Origin of the sequence: Methyloversatilis sp. NSM2 (assembly GCF_038066675.1) — a bacterium.
Classification (GTDB): Bacteria; Pseudomonadota; Gammaproteobacteria; order Burkholderiales; family Rhodocyclaceae; genus Methyloversatilis; species Methyloversatilis discipulorum_A.
In genome coordinates this window covers 52,425-69,417 of the sequence record NZ_JBBUKV010000008.1, presented here as the reverse complement: position 1 = coordinate 69,417, position 16,993 = coordinate 52,425, and the positions used below count along the sequence as shown (strand labels likewise).

At 66.1% G+C, this 16,993-nt stretch carries 14 protein-coding genes; all 14 read right to left on the bottom strand.

Going from position 1 to position 16,993, the window contains the following annotated elements:
- Positions 1–24: 24 nt before the first annotated feature.
- Complete coding sequence (locus tag WJU27_RS15675; protein ID WP_341422675.1) at positions 25–888, bottom strand: isocitrate lyase/PEP mutase family protein; 864 nt, start codon at positions 886–888, stop codon at positions 25–27.
- Positions 885–1,529, bottom strand: coding sequence for a 3-isopropylmalate dehydratase small subunit (gene leuD, locus WJU27_RS15670; protein ID WP_341422674.1), 645 nt, complete (start codon positions 1,527–1,529; stop codon positions 885–887). Before leuD ends, WJU27_RS15675 begins: the two co-directional genes overlap by 4 nt.
- A 1-nt stretch (position 1,530) precedes the next feature.
- A complete protein-coding gene (gene leuC, locus WJU27_RS15665) occupies positions 1,531–2,937 on the bottom strand; it encodes a 3-isopropylmalate dehydratase large subunit (RefSeq protein WP_341422673.1) in 1,407 nt (468 codons plus the stop codon).
- Positions 2,937–4,616: an AMP-binding protein gene (locus WJU27_RS15660; protein ID WP_341422672.1), complete on the bottom strand. Its 1,680-nt coding sequence runs from the start codon at positions 4,614–4,616 to the stop codon at positions 2,937–2,939. Before WJU27_RS15660 ends, leuC begins: the two co-directional genes overlap by 1 nt.
- The gene (locus tag WJU27_RS15655; protein ID WP_341422671.1) at positions 4,617–5,582 is read right to left on the bottom strand and encodes a PDR/VanB family oxidoreductase; all 966 of its coding nucleotides are present in this window, start codon (positions 5,580–5,582) and stop codon (positions 4,617–4,619) included.
- Positions 5,582–6,634, bottom strand: a complete 1,053-nt coding sequence (locus tag WJU27_RS15650; protein ID WP_341422670.1) for an aromatic ring-hydroxylating dioxygenase subunit alpha — start codon at positions 6,632–6,634, stop codon at positions 5,582–5,584. The genes WJU27_RS15655 and WJU27_RS15650 overlap by 1 nt, the downstream gene beginning before the upstream one ends.
- Before the next feature lie 32 nt (positions 6,635–6,666).
- A complete protein-coding gene (locus WJU27_RS15645; RefSeq protein ID WP_341422669.1) occupies positions 6,667–7,548 on the bottom strand; it encodes an alpha/beta fold hydrolase in 882 nt (293 codons plus the stop codon).
- Between the two features lie 19 nt (positions 7,549–7,567).
- The gene (locus WJU27_RS15640; RefSeq protein ID WP_341422668.1) at positions 7,568–8,167 is read right to left on the bottom strand and encodes a VOC family protein; all 600 of its coding nucleotides are present in this window, start codon (positions 8,165–8,167) and stop codon (positions 7,568–7,570) included.
- Between the two features lie 32 nt (positions 8,168–8,199).
- On the bottom strand, positions 8,200–10,629 hold the full coding sequence (locus WJU27_RS15635) for an efflux RND transporter permease subunit (protein ID WP_341422667.1): 2,430 nt from the start codon (positions 10,627–10,629) through the stop codon (positions 8,200–8,202).
- Positions 10,626–11,729: a YCF48-related protein gene (locus WJU27_RS15630; RefSeq protein WP_341422666.1), complete on the bottom strand. Its 1,104-nt coding sequence runs from the start codon at positions 11,727–11,729 to the stop codon at positions 10,626–10,628. Before WJU27_RS15630 ends, WJU27_RS15635 begins: the two co-directional genes overlap by 4 nt.
- On the bottom strand, positions 11,726–12,121 hold the full coding sequence (locus tag WJU27_RS15625; protein ID WP_019915797.1) for a VOC family protein: 396 nt from the start codon (positions 12,119–12,121) through the stop codon (positions 11,726–11,728). The genes WJU27_RS15630 and WJU27_RS15625 overlap by 4 nt, the downstream gene beginning before the upstream one ends.
- Positions 12,122–12,164: 43 nt before the next feature.
- Entirely contained in the window at positions 12,165–13,853 is a 1,689-nt protein-coding gene (locus WJU27_RS15620) for an FAD-dependent monooxygenase (protein ID WP_341422665.1), read from the bottom strand.
- Between the two features lie 104 nt (positions 13,854–13,957).
- On the bottom strand, positions 13,958–15,304 hold the full coding sequence (locus WJU27_RS15615; RefSeq protein ID WP_019915795.1) for a DUF1329 domain-containing protein: 1,347 nt from the start codon (positions 15,302–15,304) through the stop codon (positions 13,958–13,960).
- Positions 15,305–15,322: 18 nt separating this feature from the next.
- Positions 15,323–16,954, bottom strand: a complete 1,632-nt coding sequence (locus tag WJU27_RS15610; protein ID WP_341422664.1) for a DUF1302 domain-containing protein — start codon at positions 16,952–16,954, stop codon at positions 15,323–15,325.
- Positions 16,955–16,993 lie beyond the last annotated feature (39 nt).

Here is a 16,993-nt window from a genome sequence, read left to right as displayed (position 1 = left end):
GGCCGGCACGAAGACGTCCGGTGTTCAGCCGCTGGCGGTTGCCGGCTTCATGTAATGCTCTGCCTCTCGATATCGCGCCAGGCGGCTCAGGTGCGGCACCAATGCGTCGGCCGACAGCGGCGGCGTCGCCGGCGCAGCGCCGGGCAGGGAACGGTAGGCGGTCTGCATCGCCTCCAGCGCGGCGAGCATGCCGTGATGTCCGTCGAGATGCAGGCGTGCGCCGCGGCTCGCCAGCGTGTCGAGTCTTGTTAGATCGCAGCCGGTGTAGCCGATCGACATCCACGGCAGGCGGATGTGCGCGGACATCTTGGTCAGCAGTCCGTCACTGTCGGCGCCGACGATGCACAGCGCGTCGACACCGGTGTCGGCGTATCGCGTCAGGCGCTCGATCAGTTCGTGGTCCGATCTGCAGGCGCGCGCAGAGGTGCGCGCGAACAGCACGAAGGACGGGTCGCGCCGCGCGGCCACCGCTGCGCGCAGCTTGTCGGCCGCCTCGTCTATCGGTATCAGCGGGTCGGTGTGCCGGCCGTAAGCCTGCGGCAGCCAGCTGTCCTCGATCGACAGGCCAGCGGCACCTGCCGCTTCCAGATCGCCCACCGTGCGCATCACGTTGAGCGCATTGCCGTAGCCGCCGTCGGCATCCACGATCAGCGCGATGTCGCTGGCGTCGGCGATGCGGCGCGTCAGCCCGCACAGTTCGGTCAGCGTGATCAGGTTCAGGTCGGGTAGACCGAGCAGGGTCAGCGCTGCCGTCGAGCCGCCGAGGATGCCTATTCCGAAGCCGGCTGCCTCGGCCAGCCGTGCCGACATCGGATCGAATACCGACGGGCAGTTCAGACATCGCGTCCCGGCGAGCGCATTGCGCAGCCGCATGCGCCGGGCGCTCATACCGGAAACAGCCACGGTTCAAGCGTGCGCCGCCGCCGCTCGTAGGCGCGGATGTCGTCCGCCTGCTGCAGCGTCAATGCGATGTCGTCCAGACCACGCAGCAGACAGTGCTTGCGATAGGCGTCCACCTCGAAGCCCAGCAGTTCGCCATCCGGCAGACGCAGCGTCTGTTCCGCCAGATCGACCGTCACCCGGTAGTTCTCCCGTCCGTCGCCGATGTCGGCGAACAGGCGGTCGATCTGAGGGGGCGGCAGCACGACGGGCAGCACGCCGTTCTTGAAGCAGTTGTTGAAGAAGATGTCGGCGAAGCTCGGCGCCACGATGACGCGAAAGCCGTAGTCGGCGAGTGCCCACAGCGCGTGTTCGCGGCTGGAGCCGCAGCCGAAGTTGTCGCGTGCGAGCAGAATCTGCGCGCTGCGGCAGGACGGGCGATTGAGCACGAAATCCGGTTCGGGCTCGCGCGCCGATTGCGGCTTGCCGGGATAGCCCGGGTCGCGGTAACGCCAGGCGTCGAACAGGTTGTCGCCGAAGCCGGTGCGCGCGATCGACTTCATGAACTGCTTCGGAATCAGCGCGTCGGTATCGACGTCGGCGCGGTCCAGTGGTGCGACGTGTGAGGTGAGTGCGGTGAAAGGCTGCATGTCAGGCCTCCGCGCCGATATCGACGAAGTGGCCGGCCAGTGCGGCGGCGGCGGCCATCGCGGGGCTGACAAGATGGGTGCGGCCGCCGGCACCCTGACGACCTTCGAAATTGCGGTTTGAGGTCGAGGCGCAGCGTTCGCCAGGCCTCAGGCTGTCGTCATTCATGCCCAGGCACATCGAACAGCCGGGCTCTCGCCACTCGAAGCCGGCCTCGATGAAGACGCGATCAAGTCCTTCCGCTTCCGCCTGTGCCTTGACCAGACCGGAGCCGGGCACCACCAGCGCCTGGCTGACCGAGGCTGCGACGCGGCCACCGCGCACGATGGCGGCTGCAGCGCGCAGATCTTCGATGCGCGCATTGGTGCAGGAACCGATGAACACGCGGTCGGGACGGATGTCGGCAATCGCGGTACCCGGTTCGAGCGCCATGTAATCGAGTGCGCGCTGCATCTGCGCGCGGCGCACGGGGTCGGTTTCGTCGCGCGGGTCCGGCACGTGGCCGTCGACCGGCACCGTCTGCGTCGGCGACGTGCCCCAGCTCACCATCGGACGCAGCGTGCAGGCGTCGATCTGCAGCCGCGCGTCGAACACCGCGCCATCGTCACTGACCAGCGTGCGCCAGTACTTGCATGCGGCGTCCCACTCGGCGCCGCGAGGTGCCAGCGGCCGGCCTTCGAGGTAATCCAGCGTCACCGCGTCGACCGCCACCAGCGCGACGCGCGCGCCGGCCTCGATCGCCATGTTGCACAGGGTCATCCGGCCTTCCATCGACAGCCCACGCACGGTGTCGCCGCCGAACTCGATGGCGCAGCCTACGCCGCCCGCCGCGCCGAGGCGGCGGATCAGATCGAGCACCAGGTCCTTTGCGGTCACGCCGCGCGGCAGCGTGCCGCTGATGTCGACGTACAACGTTTTCATGCGGTCGACCGGCAGGCACTGCGTGGCCAGCACGTGCTCGACCTCGGACGTGCCAACGCCGAAGGCCAGCGCAGCGAAGGCGCCGTGCGTGCTGGTGTGCGAATCGCCGGCCACCACCGTCATGCCGGGCAGCGTGGCGCCCTGTTCCGGCCCGATCACGTGGATGATGCCCTGCCGGCGGTCGCCGAGCGGGAACAGCGTGATACCGAACTCACGACAGTTGTGACCGAGCCGCTCGACCTGCATGCGCGACAACGGATCGCGGATATCGCCGGCGTGTGAGGTGGTTGGCACGTTGTGGTCGGCCGTCGCCAGTACCGTGTCGCGACGCCAGGGCGCGCGCCCGGCAATCCGCAGACCCTCGAAGGCCTGCGGGCTGGTCACTTCATAGACCAGATGGCGGTCGACGTAGAGCAGCGCCGTGTTCTCGCCGCGCATGGCGACGACGTGACGCGCCCACAGCTTGTCGAACAGCGTACGCGGCTGCATCAGCGCATCGCCGCCGGGGCGGCTTCCATGTCGCGGGCACGGGCGATCAGCGCCGCATCCTTCTTCAGCAGATGCTTGGTCACGCGCTGCGTCGGCGTCTTCGGCAAGGCATCGGCAAACACCAGGTAACGTGGCACCTTGATCGCCGCCATGTGGGCGCGGCACCAGTCGATTACGGCCTCGTGCGTCGGTGCGGCGCCGTCCCGCGCAACCAGCACCGCCAGGATGTCGTCCTCGCCCAGTTCGGACGGCACCGCGATGGTCGCGGCCTCCGCCAGATCCGGGTGACGGCCCAGTACGGCGTCGAGTTCGGCGCCGGATATGTTCTCGCCGCGCTTGCGGATGATGTCCTTCTTGCGCGCGACGAAGTAGAAGTAGCCGTCGGTGTCCATACGCACCAGATCACCGGTGGCGAACCAGCCGTCGCGGAAGGCGTCGGCGGTCTGCTGCGGGTCGTTCAGGTAGGCGACGAACATCGTCGGTGTCTTCACCAGCAGTTCGCCGGTTTCACCCGCCGCGACGTCACGGCCGTCGTCGTCGACTACGCGCAGCTGCGCGAAAGGTCCGTCGAAGCGCGGATGCACGCCAGCGCGGCCTATGCTGCCGATCTTGTGCGGACCTTCGTACGGGTTGCTGCAGGTCGACGGAATCTCCGACATGCCGTAGCCCTCGATCAGCAGCGGCACGCCGAACTCCTGCCGGAACAGGCGGAACATGTCGGCACTGATGGGGCCGCCGTAGATCTTGCGGATGCGGTGGGCCGGATTGAATTCCGAGCGCGGCCGCAAGCCGAGTATCGTGCCCAGCGCGGCCAGGATGTTGAGCTGCGTGGCGCCGGTATCGGCCGCGGTCTGCCAGAAGGTCGAGGCGCTGAACTTCGCTGCCGTGATGAAGGTCCCGCCGCAGGCCAGCGCGCCGGCGAAGGAGTAGAACAGCGCGTTGACGTGGAACAGCGGGAACACCGTGAGCATGCGCTCGCGTGGCTGCAGCCGCAGCCGACCGACGAATACCTCGGCCGACCACACCACCGTGCGCTGGCTGTGCACGACGCCCTTCGGAAAGCCGGTGGTACCCGAGGTGTAGATGACCACTGCCGGATGGTCCGGCGAGGGCATAGGCAGCGGCGCCGGGCTGGTCGGCGATTCGCCGGCAATGCACGCCAGCGCGGCAGCGCTGTCGGCTGCGTCGAGTCCGAACGGTTCCAGCGGCGCCACGCGAGCAGGACACGCACAGCGCGCCGCGATCTGCTCTACGCGCGCGCACAGCGACTGCGGCGCATAGGCGGCGACCGCCTGCGAGTGCTGCAGCTGGTAGTGCAGCTCGTCGTCGGTCAGCGCCGGATTGAGTGGTACGAACACCGCACCGACGCGCGCCAGCGCCAGGAAAAGCAGGACCGCTACATCGCTGTTCGGCGCTACGTGCGCAACCGGGTCGCCGGCGCGGATGCCCCGCTCGACCAGCGCGGCGGCCAGCGTCTCCACCGCCTCACTCATCAGGTGGTAAGTCCAGCTGCGTGACTGGAAAAGAACGGCTTCAGCATCCGGCATGACTGCCGCGCGCGATGCCAGCAGCGAGGGCAGGGTGTCGCCGTGCGGCGGGAAGAGTGCGAACACCTGCGCCGGCGTCAGCTCGGCCGCGGGTTCCGCGGGCAGTTCGTCAGGAATCATCGTGTGCGGCATTCAGAGATCGATCACCAGCAGCGGGCTCAGCGAGCGCGAGCAGCAGGGCGTGAACTGGTCGTTCTTCGCCTGTTCGGCCGGGGTCATGTACATGTCGCGGTGGTCGGGCGTGCCGTCGATGACGCGCGTCAGGCAGGTGCCGCACACGCCCTGTTCGCACGACACGGGCAGCTCCACGCCGGCGGCGGCCAGCGCCTGGGCGACCGTCTGTTCGCGGCGCACCGGAATCACCCGACCGGACTTCGCCAGCTTCACCTCGAAGTCGGTATCGGCATCGGTCTGTACAGGCGCGCCGGCGAAGAACTCGTAGTGGATCTGCGCCTCCGGCCAGCCCTGCTCGCGCGCTGTCGCCAGCACCGCGTCCATGAAGCCCTTGGGGCCGCATACGTACAGATGGACATCCGCTTCCGGCCGTGCCAGTACCTGTTTCATGTCGAAGGCCTGCGCCGCGTCGCCGTCGTCGTGGTGGAGGTTCACGCGCCCGGCCCACGCGGCATTCGCCAGGCGGCCCCGGAATGCGGTGCGGGCCGGCGAGCGGGTGCAGTAGTGCATCGTGAAATCGGCGCCGTCCGCCGCCAGCTGCTCGGCCATGCACAGCAGCGGCGTCACGCCGATGCCGCCCGCCAGCAGCAGATGGCGGCGCGCGTCGGCGGCCAGTTCGAAATGGTTGCGCGGTGTGCTGATGGTGAGCGTCGCGCCCTCGGCCAGTGCGTGCATCGCGCGCGATCCGCCACGAGAGGCCGGGTCGAGCAGTACGCCCAGCCGGTAGCGGCTGCGGTCGGCCGGATGGCCGCACAGCGAGTACTGGCGGATCAGTCCGTCGCCGAGCATCACGTCGATGTGGGCGCCAGCAGTGAAGGCAGGCAAGGGCGTGCCGCCGGCGCTCGCCAGTTCAAAACCGGCGATGCCTTCGGCCTCCGTTTCGCGGCGCGCGATGCGCACCTGCAGCGTGTCGACGGTCGCCATCAGACCGCCTGTTCCTTGCGGATGAGGCTCTCGAACAGCCGCCTGCCACGCACGCAGGTGGCGTCCGCCTTCAGCAGCACCTCTGGCGGCGTCGTGCCCAGCGTGGTGAGCATGGATTCGATCTCGCGGGTGGCCAGCATGTCCTCTTCGATCACCGCATTGAAGCTGGCCAGCATGGCCTTGCCGAAGGCGTCGTCGTCCTGCTTGAAGGTGCGGCCGTAAGCGAAGAAATAGTGCGCGGTGTTCTTCGTCGCTGGCGTGATCGCGTGATAGACGCGCACCTTGCCGAGCACGGCACCCGGCTCGTCGCTGTCGGTCTTCGACTTGGACAGGAAGTCGTAGCCGGCATGCAGCGAGGGCAGGAAGAGCTTCATGCCGAACGCACGGTCCACCCTGCCCTGGTAACCGAACACCTGCGCATACAGCGGCGGACACTGGATGTTCAGGAACTCGCGCTGGCTGCTGATCCAGTTGTCGCCGTTGTCCCGCTTTTCCTCCACCACGCTGTAGTCGCCCGCGCCGATGCTGGTCTGGTGCAGGAAGCCGAGGTGGGTCAGATCGAACAGGTTGTCGTGCATCAGCATGTAGCGGCCGGGCACCGCGTGGTAGGTGCCGGATTCGACCGTAAATGCCGGATCGGTAAGGCCGATCTCGTGGTGATCCGGAATCAGCGATTCGTCGGCCAGCGCCGGGTCGCCCATCCAGATCCACAGCCATTTCCAGCGCTCGACCAGCGGATAGGCCTTCACCTTGCAGCTGGCCGGCACCATGCCCTGCGACGGAATGCGCACGCAGTCGCCTTTGGGCGAGAAGGTGATGCCGTGGTACATGCACTCGATGTTGTCGCCGACCAGCCGGCTCTTGCCGAGCGGAAAGTGGCGGTGCGGGCAGCGGCCTTCGAGCGCGACCGCGCGGCCGTCTTCGGTGCGGTAGAAGGCGACCGGCTCGTTCAGGATCCAGCGCTCCATCGGCTCGCGCCTGATCTCATCGGCCCAGGCGGCGATATACCACTGGTTGCGGGGGGCGAAGCAGCCTTCGGGTAGCGGGTACATGGTGTCTCCTCTGATGTTCTGTATGGCCTCGCTCAGCCGTGCCGCGCGACCGCGCGAGCGGCGCGCCGGCAGGGCGGCGGATCGGTGATGAAATCCAGCAGTTCGCGGGCGAAGCGCGCCGGATCGTCGCGGAAGGGCGCGTGGCGTGCACCGGCATGGATCGATGTGCGGGTATCGGGCAGCAGTGCTCGGAACACGTCGGCGCGCGACGGCAGCACGATGCCGTCGTGCGCGCCGTTCACCCACATCAGCGGCAGGTCGAGACCGCCGATCAGCGCGTCGTAATCCAGCCCGCGCTGGCGCATCCAGCGCCGGTGCTCGACCGGACAGCGCGCCGCGACCGCGGTCAGTGCGGCAAAGTCGGCGCTGTCGCGCGGCACGCCCAGCACGTCGCCGATGAAGCGCGCTGTCGCGTCGGCAACCGTGGCTTCGTCCTCCGCGCAAAGCGCTTCGAGAACGACGTGATCCGGTCCTGCCGAGGCGAAATGCGCGAGGCTGGCAGCTGCCACGAACTGGATGCCGTGCAGCCCGTCGGTGCCGTAGCGGCGCGCATGGTCGAGCACGCTGCGACCACCGAAGGACCAGGCGACCACGGTCGGCCGCACCACGCCCGAGGCGCGGATGACGGCGTCCAGGTCGGCCGCCCAGGCGTCGCCCGAGGTGTAGTGGGCCGCTGTCGGCATGCGGTCCGATGCGCCGTGACCGCGCAGGTCGGGCATGACCAGACGGCAGCGTTCGAGCAATGCTACTTGTGCGTAAAGCGGCGCCCACACCGTGTGGTCGAGCGCGAAGCCGTGCAGCAGCACGACCGGAAATCCGTCGGGATTGCCGGCCGACCACCAGGCGATACGGCAGCCGTCCTCGGACACGCAGTCGTGGCGCAAGAAGGCCGGGCGCGGAATGTGTTGCGTCATGTCATCCACCGTCGGCGCTTCAGGCCTTCGCGCCCTCGCCGAAGTGCTGCGCACGGATCTTCTTCCACTGCGCCATGTCGGCATCGACCGACTGGTACTTGTCGGCGAAGAAGCGCTCGGTCACCGTCACGTTGGTGGCGAATTCGACCCGCATGCCGTTCGGGTCGTAGAAGTAGATCGAGCGGCAGTAGCCGTGATCGATTTCCAGCACGTCGATGCCTGCGTCCTGCAGCTTCTTCTTGTAGCCGTCTATGGTTTCGTGGCCGCCGCTCACTTCCATCGCGATGTGATGGCCGAACTGGTCCACCTCCGGGAAGTCCGCCGGCGTGAAGTGCGCCGGGTAATCGAAAAAGGCCAGCGCGCTGCCGTCGGCCAGTTCGAAGTAGAGGTGCATGTAGGGCTTGGGTTCGTTGGTCAGCGGATCGATGGGCTCGATGCAGGCGGCGACCAGCGGAAAGCCGAGAATGCCCTCGTAGAAGGCGCGCGTCTCTTCCGCGCTGCGGCAGCGGAAGGCGTGGTGGTGCAGCATCTTCACCTTGTTGGTGGCGCGACGTTGGGCGGCGACCTCGCGTGCGCGGTCCAGGTCGATGTCGCTGGGGGTCCAGTTCTGAAGACTCATGGTGTGCTCCTCCTTGATGTGGGATGGCCGGTTCAGGCGGCGAGGCCGTGCTCGACCGCGACGGGTTTCGACACAGCATCCTGCTGCACGTCGCGGCGCAGCAGGAAGTAGGCGAGTGCGGGCAGCAGGATGAGCGCGCCCAGCATGTTCCAGACGAACATGAAGGCGAGCAGGATGCCCATGTCGCCCTGGAACTTGATCGGCGAGAAGGCCCAGGTAGCGACCGCGATGCCCAGCGTGACGCCGGTCAGCACGACCACCTTGCCGGTGAACAGCAGGGCGCCGTAATAGGCCTGCGACAGCGTGCGTCCCGCCTTCAGATTGGCCAGCGTCACGCTCAGCACATACAGCGCGTAATCCACGCCTATGCCCACGCCCAGCGCCACCACCGGCAGCGTCGCCACCTTGACGCCTATGCCCAGCCAGACCATCAGCGCCTCGCACAGGATGGAGGTGAGTACCAGCGGCACCACCGCGCACACCACGGCGCGCCAGGAGCGGAAGGTGACGAAGCACAGCACCACCACGGCGACGTACACCAGCGCGAGCATTTCGCGGTTGGCCTGACGCACGACGATATTGGTCGCCGCCTCGATGCCTGCATTGCCGGCGGCCGACAGGAACTGCGCGTCGGGCCCGTTGTACTCGGCGCCGAAGGCATCGACGACCGACGCGACCGCCTCCAGCGTGTCCGCCTTGTGATCCTTCAGGAAGGTCTGGATGGTGAGGAAGCTGCACTGTGCGTCCAGCGTCTCGCGCGGGGCGTACTGGGTCACCGAGTTGATGCTGGCCTGGTCGCGCGACAGTTCGTACCACTTCGGATTGCCTTCGGCGAAACCCACCATGCCGCTCTTCGCGGTGCCGACGAAGGACACCGTGGATTCGACGCCCGGCAGCGCGCGCAGGCGCGACTCCAGCTCGTTCACCCGCAGCAGCGTGCCGTACTTCGAGCAGCTGTCCTTGGGCGTCGGGATCATGACCGTATAGACGTCGCTGCTGGCGGCGTAGTGGCCGATCACGTAGGCGTTGTCCAGGTTGTAGCGTGAATCAGCGCGCAGTTCCGGCGCCCCCGGATCGAGATCGCCGATCTTCAGGTTCAGACTCACCACGAATCCGGCGATGCCCAGCACCGCCGCACCGATGACGGCCCGCGTCGCCCAGCGACGTTGCGTGAACAGATCGAGGAAGGCCCAGAACGCGTGTTTGTTGCCGTCCTCGCCGGCCTGTTCGGCGCGCAGGCTGCGCGCTGCGGCAACCGGACTGACGCCGGTGTAGGACAGCAGCACTGGCAGCAGCACGAGATTGGTGAAGATGAGCACCGCTACGCCCAGGCTGGCGGCCAGCGCCAGATCCTGGATGACCGGGATGCGGATGATCATCAGCACGGCGAATCCCACCGCGTCGGCCAGCAGCGCGGTCAGACCGGCGAGGAAGAGCCGGCGGAAGGTGAGCCGCGCGGCCACCCACTTCGGCGCCCCGCGACCGATGTCCTGCATAATGCCGTTCATCTTCTGCGCGCCGTGGCTCATGCCGATGGCGAACACCAGGAAGGGCACCAGTATCGAGTACGGGTTCAGTTCGAAGCCGAGCAGTGGCAGCAGGCCGAGCAGCCACACCACCGCCACCAGCGAACAGGCCATCACCAGTCCGGTGCTGCGCACGCAGCGGGTGTAGCCGTACAGCACCGCGCTGCAGATGCCGATGGCCACGGCGAAGAACACGAGGATCTGCCGCATGCCGTCGATCAGGTCGCCCGCCACCTTGGCGAAGCCGGTGATGTGGATGTGAATGCCGTCGGATGCGTACTTCGCACGCAGATCCTCCAGCTTCGCGTTCAGCGCCTGGTAATCCAGCGGCCGTCCGCTGTTGAAGTCACGATCGATCAGCGGCACCTGCAGCACGCTGGAGCGGAAGTCCGCCGCCACAAGCTGACCGATCTGTCCTGACCGCTCGATGTTGCTGCGCAGCTCCGCCAGCTTGTCCGGAGATCCGTCGAATCCGTCCGGCATGACCGGCCCGCCTTCCAGTCCCTGGTCGGTTACCGCCACCCAGCGTACCGCCGACATGTACAGCGACTTCATGTAGGCGCGATCGACACCGGGCAGCAGATAGACCTCGTCGTTGATCCGGCGCAGCGTGTCCATATAGGCCGGATCGAAAATGCTGTCGCCTTCGGTGGCCACCACGATGCGCAGCACGTTGCCGGAGCCGGCGAGCTGCTTCTCGTGGGCGCGGAAGTTCTGCACATACGGATGATCCGTCGGCAGCATGCGCTCGAAACTCGCTGCCAGCTGCAGGCGCGTGGCCTGATCGCCGAGCAGCAGCGTGGCCAGTGCGCACAGGGCGATCACCAACAGCCGGTTGTTGAAGAACAGGCGCTCGGCCCAGCTGCCGGACTGCGCATCGAAGCCTTGCCCGGTCGCGTCGAAGACGACCGCATCTTGCGGAGGCGTCGGAATCACGGTTGTTCACTCCCCTGTGTGGCCGCAGCCATTTCGATCACATGCACGCCACGCGGCCCCACCGCCACCAGTCGCCCGTCCGGGCCGGCCGCCACCGCTGACAGCGGCGGCTGTTTGCCCGTCCATCCGTCAAAGCGTCCGCCTGCCGCCTGCTGCAACCGAACGTCGCCCGCCTGGCCGACCAGCACCATCCGGCCATCGTCCAGCGTGGCGCCACCGGTCCAGGCGCTGCTGCCGTCGCCGCCCACGTCGTTCCAGTGCACACCGTGATCGGTCGACACGAAAGCCCGCCCCTGCAGACCGAACACCACGACGGCGCCGTCGGCATTGCCGGTAAGGCCGAAGAAGCTGCCTTCATACGGCGTCTTCAGCGCCTCGAAGTGCGCACCGCGGTCAGACGACACGAATACCGCGCCGCGTTCGCCCACCACATACAGGCGGTCGCCGATCAGGCGGATGCCGTACAGGTGGTTGCCATCCGGATTGGGCAGACGTGCGGATGCCCGCGTCCAGTGCGCACCGCCGTCGGCGGTGTGCAGGAACAGTCCGAACGCACCGATGGCGAAACCTTCGTTCGCATCGAGGAACAGCACGTCGAGCAGCGGATCGCCCGCATTGGGCAGCGGTGGCGGATCGCCATCGTCCGCGCCTGCGGCTGCTTCTTCCGGCAGGCCGGCGATGGCACGACCATCGAGCTGACGCGTCCAGGTCCGGCCGCCATCGGTGGTGGCCAGCACCACACCACTGTGGCCGACAGCCCAGCCCCGTTCCGCATCCGCGAAACTCATTGCGGTCAGCGTGACGCTCACCGGCACCGCAGCCTGCTGCCAGTGCGCAGCGGCGTCGTCGCTGAACAGAACGATGCCGTTCTCACCGGCGACGATCACACGCTGATCGGCACGCGTTGCGGCAATCAATACGGAGGCCGGCGCATTCGGCACCACGGCCGCCTTTCGCGACAGCGGATCAAGCGGATCGAGCGAACCGGCCGCGTTTCCCGCCGTTGCCTGGATCGCCGCACCCGCGCCGGCAATAAGCGCCAGCAGCGCGCAGCCGCCTGCGCCGCGTCGCACTGCCGTGCGGAGAAAACTTCCGTTCATCGATGCTCTCCTGAACCGGCGGTCCGCACGGCATCGAGATGCTCCACATACTCGACCACCAGGCCGTCCGGATGCTTCATCACCATCACCTTGCCGGTGACCACATCCGTCAGCGCTTCGAGCGTTTCGCACCCCTGTGCGCTCAGGGCTGTCCGGAAGGATTCGATATCCCGAACCAGATAGACGGCGCCTGCCATGGAGATCGCAGACGCGATTTGCGGGTGATAGCCCACCAGGACCATCTTTCCGACCTGCACGACGCGCAGCCGGCCGTCCAGCAGATCCAGATCCAGCTCGACCGGCGCGGCAAGCAGACCGCAGTAGAAGTCGACGGCCGCCGCCAACCGGTCAAGGGTCATGTTGTGTCTGACCAGAATGTCCAGAACCTTCATGTGCTCTCCCGCGCACTGAACGCGTACCGTGCGGAACCGGTGCTCATGCCGCGCATCCGCTGATCGGCCGGAACCACTGTTCGAGGTAGCCAAGCATGGCCGCCGCCTCCTCCGGCACGCAGCTCATGCCGACATACAGGTCCGGGCGAACCAGGATGAGCCGGCCCTCGGGACCGATGCCATAACGCGCCAGGATTTCGCCCGTTTCGTCACATACCCGATGGTCGAAATCGAATCCCGTGTCATCGCCACGGCCTTCCGGCGAGGCCGTCGCCTTGGTCGCCCGGTCGGGGTCCGGATGCTCGGACATCCGTGTGTTCCCCTGCGGAACCAGGCAGGCCACGACCTGGGACGGATAGCGCCGCTCCAGTTCGTCGCGCAAGGCACGCCCGGCGGACAGATGGCTGTCCACATCAGCGCCCGGCACCACGAGCAGGGTGAATCGCGGATGTCTGAACACGTCGTAAAGGCGCTTCCGGGGTTCGCGCACCAGCAGTGCGTCCGGTGCCCGCTCGCCTGCCCGCGGGCCTGCCACGGCATGAATCACCGGCGGCACGAGCGCCACGTCGCGGTAGTTGTGCGACAGCCCGGACACGAGCTGTATCGTGCGGGCCTCCCAGCCGGGCTCCTGCGTGTAGTGCAGGCGCTCCTCCGGTGCGATGCCGAAACCCATCACGATTTCGTGCGTCGCCATCGCCCCTTCGGTGATCTGCTCACCGATCGGTTTGCGCTCGCGCTCGTAACTGTCGAGCACGGTTTCGGCCGCCAGCCCCTTGAAGACGGCCGCAAGCTTCCAGCCGAGGTTGAAGGCGTCCTGCATGCACCCGTTCATGCCCTGGCCACCCGAAGGCGAGTGCACATGCGATGCATCACCGCAGATGAGCATGCGACCGTTTCGATAGCGGTCGGCGATGTTGTTCCGGATCGCCCAGGCCGTCGCCCACTCGGGCTCTCCGATCTTCATGCCGATGCCCAGCCGGTCCGCCACGGTCTGAAAGGCGGCGCGTGCATCATCGGCATGGACCAGCGCACCTGTCGGCTCGCTCATGTAGATGCGCCAGCACCGGCCCGGCAGCTTGGTGCAGTTCATGAACAACTCCTCGTCAAAGAAGTAGTTCATCCAGTGGTCGTCAAAGTTCACGTCGGTGAGCTCGACGTCCATCATGGCCATTGCGGCCACTTCTTCGCCGGGGAAATCGATGCCGGCGGCGCCGCGTACGAAACTGCGTACGCCGTCGCAACCGACAACCCATGAATGCCGGCGGGTATCGACCGTTCCGTCCGGCCGCATGATCCGGGCTTCAACCGACCCAGCATCCTGGCTCAGCCCCACCAGCTCCGTCCTGTACTCCGGCTTCAGGCTGTACTGGGAGAACAGGTGCTCGCGCAGGACCTGTTCGAAGTCGTTCTGGTTGATCTTGTAGTAGAACGCGAAGCGCGTCGGCAGCACGCGGTAGTCGGTGCGCGGCTGCTCGCTCTCCGGCAGATGGGGAAAGTGATAGATGTTGCCCGGGCACTGGAGACAGACCTCCTCGAGTCGGTGCGCAATGCCCATGTGCTCGAACATTTCCATCGAGCGCGCGTGCACCGTCATCGCCCTCGTCGTGTGCGAAGGCCCCTTTCTCTTTTCGATCAGGCGTACCGGCACGTTTCGGCGCAAAAGTTCATGCGCAAGGATCAGGCCGGTCGGTCCTGCCCCGACGATCAGAACGGATTCTTCAATGCTGCTCATGTTGCACTCCCCGGGTCATCACTTGTTGTCCTGTTCCACAGCCGCCCGGCGACCGTACCCCTCCTGCAGACGGGCCGACCGGTCGCGGGCATGGCCGGCTCGCCTCACCGCACTCCGCGGCGAGACAGCGATTCCGGCGTGTAGTAGCTGGGAGGAAGTGGATCGATGACCTGGATCTGGTTGTGCTGATCGCTCATCGTCGTGTAGGAGTACGTGCCCTTGATAAGGTCCAGCGTCGTGTAGGTTTCCTGGCCGACAGCCGGTATCTCGTACTGCATCCACGGGAAACCATAGCTGGTGTGCCACAGGGTTCCCTGTGCATCCCAGGTGTTGCCGATCGCGGCGATGTACGTGTCCTCGTCGAGGTAGAGCCGGCGCTTCGGACGCACGTCACGCTTGCCGGGACGGACGGTCCCTTCGAGCACCCAGACGCGGTGAACCTCCCAACGGACGAGCTCGGGATTCACGAAGTGCTTGCTCATCGCGTCCTCCGGCTTCGATGCAACGAGCCGGTTGTTGTTGTAGGGAATGATGAGTTCCTTCTTGCCGGCGATCTTCCAGTCATAGTTGGTCGCAGGGCCGAACCAGACGAACACCTGATCGAAGAAGTCGACACCGGAGGCCACGAAGTTCGGTGTGTCGCAGCAGATGGTCGGCGCGCGACGGACACGGCGCTGACCGACGAGGTACTGCCAGGCCGGTCGCGTGTTGTCCAGCTGGTCGTAGTACATAAGCATTTCCCCTGCGCGGATCGAAGGCGATTCGACCGACTGAAGGTTCTGGTAGTACGCGCCACCGTTGTTCTTGATGTGCTCCGGGGACAGACCTTTCGTGTAGTACGGAATCGTCACCTCGTTCACCGCGCCGCTGGCCAGCGAAGAAGTGCCGTTCGTATCGATGGTGTAGGTACGGAAGGCCTGGCGATAGCCCTGCGAACGCACGCGCAATGAGTGATTCCAGAGCAGTTCCGCACCGGTTTTCGGAATCGGGAAAGGAATGCCGCCGTATGCATCGATGACCGAATCGCCATCCATCTTTGCGCGCGTGGCGTTCTTGAACGTTTCGTCATACACCCATTGCGGCGCGGCCGCGCTCCGGTGCGTGGGGTAGACGTTGATCTTGTAGTCCGGATACTTTTTGAGCAGGTACTGCTGCCCTTCGTCCAGCTTGTCCGCGTACTGCGCCATATTGGCCGCCGTCACGGTGTACAGCGGCTTCTCGTCGGCGAACGGATCGGGCCGCGGCTGGCCGCTCTTGTAGCCGGCCGGAACCTTGGTGTAGCCACCGTTCCACGCAGGAATGCTGCCGTCCTTGTTGCCCGCCTTCTCGCCGCCCAGCGGTGTCAGTTCCGACTTGAGCTTTGCGGCTTCATCGGCGGTCACGGCCGCCCAGCCCGTACTTGCCAGCGATGCGGCCACCAGCGCGGCCGCGAGGGTTTTCATCGAAATCATGTGCCGTCTCCGGTGTTTTTAGAAAGTGCGCTGCAGCGAAACCGAGATGAAATCGCGGTCCGCGTAGTTCTGTCGGAAGGTGAGGTTGGCGTCGGTGCCCAGTGCGTTGCCGGCACGGCCGATGTAATGCGTGTAGTTGATGCCGCCGCGCCACACCTGCTGATAGACACCCTTGACGCCGATGGACAGGTCACCGCCGTGCTCGACGCCGCCGTTGAACAGTTGCACCACGGACGAATTGCCCTTCGGGTTGTAGCCAAGGCCGATGGGCATCGACAGATCGAGCCCGGGTGCGGCTTGGAACCACTGCGGTTCGAACACGAAGCGCAGACCCCAGGCGTCACGCGAGGTGTTCGGATCCAGCTCTGCCGCGTTCTTCGTGATGCTGGTACGCCGGTTCCAGGCGATTTCGCCCACCAGCGAGGCGTTGTCCCAGAACTTCGACCGGTTCAGGAAGAAGATGGCCGACAGGTTGGCGTGTGCGGAATTGCCGATTGCATAGAGCGCATTGCTGTCGTTGTCGGCCACACCGGTGGGGCTCATGTCGACCACCGGCCCGCTGACCAGCGGCGTGTTGCGGCGGACTGAAAACTCACCTGCAAGATTGAAGTCAGCGATCTCTGTACTGAAGCTCACACCATAGGCGCGCACGTCCTCCGGATAGACCATCTGCAGTTCGCCCGCCACCGGCCGCAGATAGACCTGGAAGTTCTTGTCGTGATAACGCACGGCGTAGAAACCGAATTCGATGTCCGTGCCTTCCGGGCGCCAGCGCAGCTGCACGCCGCCCTGTCCGGAATCCGGCGCATTGCCGTCTTCGACACGCGGCACACCGACGCCCGGTGCAAACAGGAAGCGCTCCGTACCCGAGCCGAGCACGTCGGCGCCGGAGAAATAGCTGCCGACACCCGGAATGCGGTTCTTGCGGAACTCGAACTGGTAGTAGGCGCCGAGCGAAACCGTGTCGGTCAGCTGGATCTGGCCCGACACCTGGTTCACCGGCAGGATGATTTCCTTGAACTGCGAGTTCGGCACCGACAGCAGTTTCACGATGTCGGTCGGCGACTGCGCAGCGGCGATACCGTTGGCGCCGAAGAACAGCGTTTCGCCGTACAGGATGGAGTGGCGGCCGAGGCGGACGTTGCCGCGCTCGCCGTTGGCATAGACGAACGCATCCAGCCATTCCGCGCGTCCGCCGTGCAGGTCGCGGGTCGCGTCGACGAACTCGTCCGACGGGCGCGACAGCTGGTTGATCGTGGTCGGCGAGTTGTTGTCGTTCGAGCGCTGGTACTCCGTGTCGTACCAGCCGGCGCCGCTCAGCCGCAGGCCATAGCTGCCCTTGTAGCTCAGGTCGAACTCGGACAGCAGGTCGATTCGATTGGAAATCAGGCCGCGGCCGAAATTGCGGTTGCCGTCGTCCTGGTTGATGTCGCTGGTCAGCGTGCGTGAGCGGTCTTCGAGGCGCCAGGCGTTCGAGTACTTCACCGTGTTGTCCCAGCGCATCTTCACGTCCGGATTGCCGGACTCGATTTCGAACGCCATGGCCGGCGCCGAGCCGCCCAGTCCGGCCATGGCGGCGATGGCCAGCGGCAACGCCTTGCGGCATGAGCGCCTGTTCCTGCCCGGCTGCGGTGCGTGTTTCTTTTTCATGTCTCCTCCTTCTTGGTATGTGCGGCTCCGGACGAGCGG

Coding starts and splice junctions, on each gene's coding strand:
- WJU27_RS15675 (WP_341422675.1), bottom strand. CDS start 888: ATGAGCGCCCGGCGCATGCGGCTGCGCAATGCGCTCGCCGGGACGCGA.
- leuD (WP_341422674.1), bottom strand. CDS start 1,529: ATGCAGCCTTTCACCGCACTCACCTCACACGTCGCACCACTGGACCGC.
- leuC (WP_341422673.1), bottom strand. CDS start 2,937: ATGCAGCCGCGTACGCTGTTCGACAAGCTGTGGGCGCGTCACGTCGTC.
- WJU27_RS15660 (WP_341422672.1), bottom strand. CDS start 4,616: ATGCCGCACACGATGATTCCTGACGAACTGCCCGCGGAACCCGCGGCC.
- WJU27_RS15655 (WP_341422671.1), bottom strand. CDS start 5,582: ATGGCGACCGTCGACACGCTGCAGGTGCGCATCGCGCGCCGCGAAACG.
- WJU27_RS15650 (WP_341422670.1), bottom strand. CDS start 6,634: ATGTACCCGCTACCCGAAGGCTGCTTCGCCCCCCGCAACCAGTGGTAT.
- WJU27_RS15645 (WP_341422669.1), bottom strand. CDS start 7,548: ATGACGCAACACATTCCGCGCCCGGCCTTCTTGCGCCACGACTGCGTG.
- WJU27_RS15640 (WP_341422668.1), bottom strand. CDS start 8,167: ATGAGTCTTCAGAACTGGACCCCCAGCGACATCGACCTGGACCGCGCA.
- WJU27_RS15630 (WP_341422666.1), bottom strand. CDS start 11,729: ATGAACGGAAGTTTTCTCCGCACGGCAGTGCGACGCGGCGCAGGCGGC.
- WJU27_RS15625 (WP_019915797.1), bottom strand. CDS start 12,121: ATGAAGGTTCTGGACATTCTGGTCAGACACAACATGACCCTTGACCGG.
- WJU27_RS15620 (WP_341422665.1), bottom strand. CDS start 13,853: ATGAGCAGCATTGAAGAATCCGTTCTGATCGTCGGGGCAGGACCGACC.
- WJU27_RS15615 (WP_019915795.1), bottom strand. CDS start 15,304: ATGATTTCGATGAAAACCCTCGCGGCCGCGCTGGTGGCCGCATCGCTG.
- WJU27_RS15610 (WP_341422664.1), bottom strand. CDS start 16,954: ATGAAAAAGAAACACGCACCGCAGCCGGGCAGGAACAGGCGCTCATGC.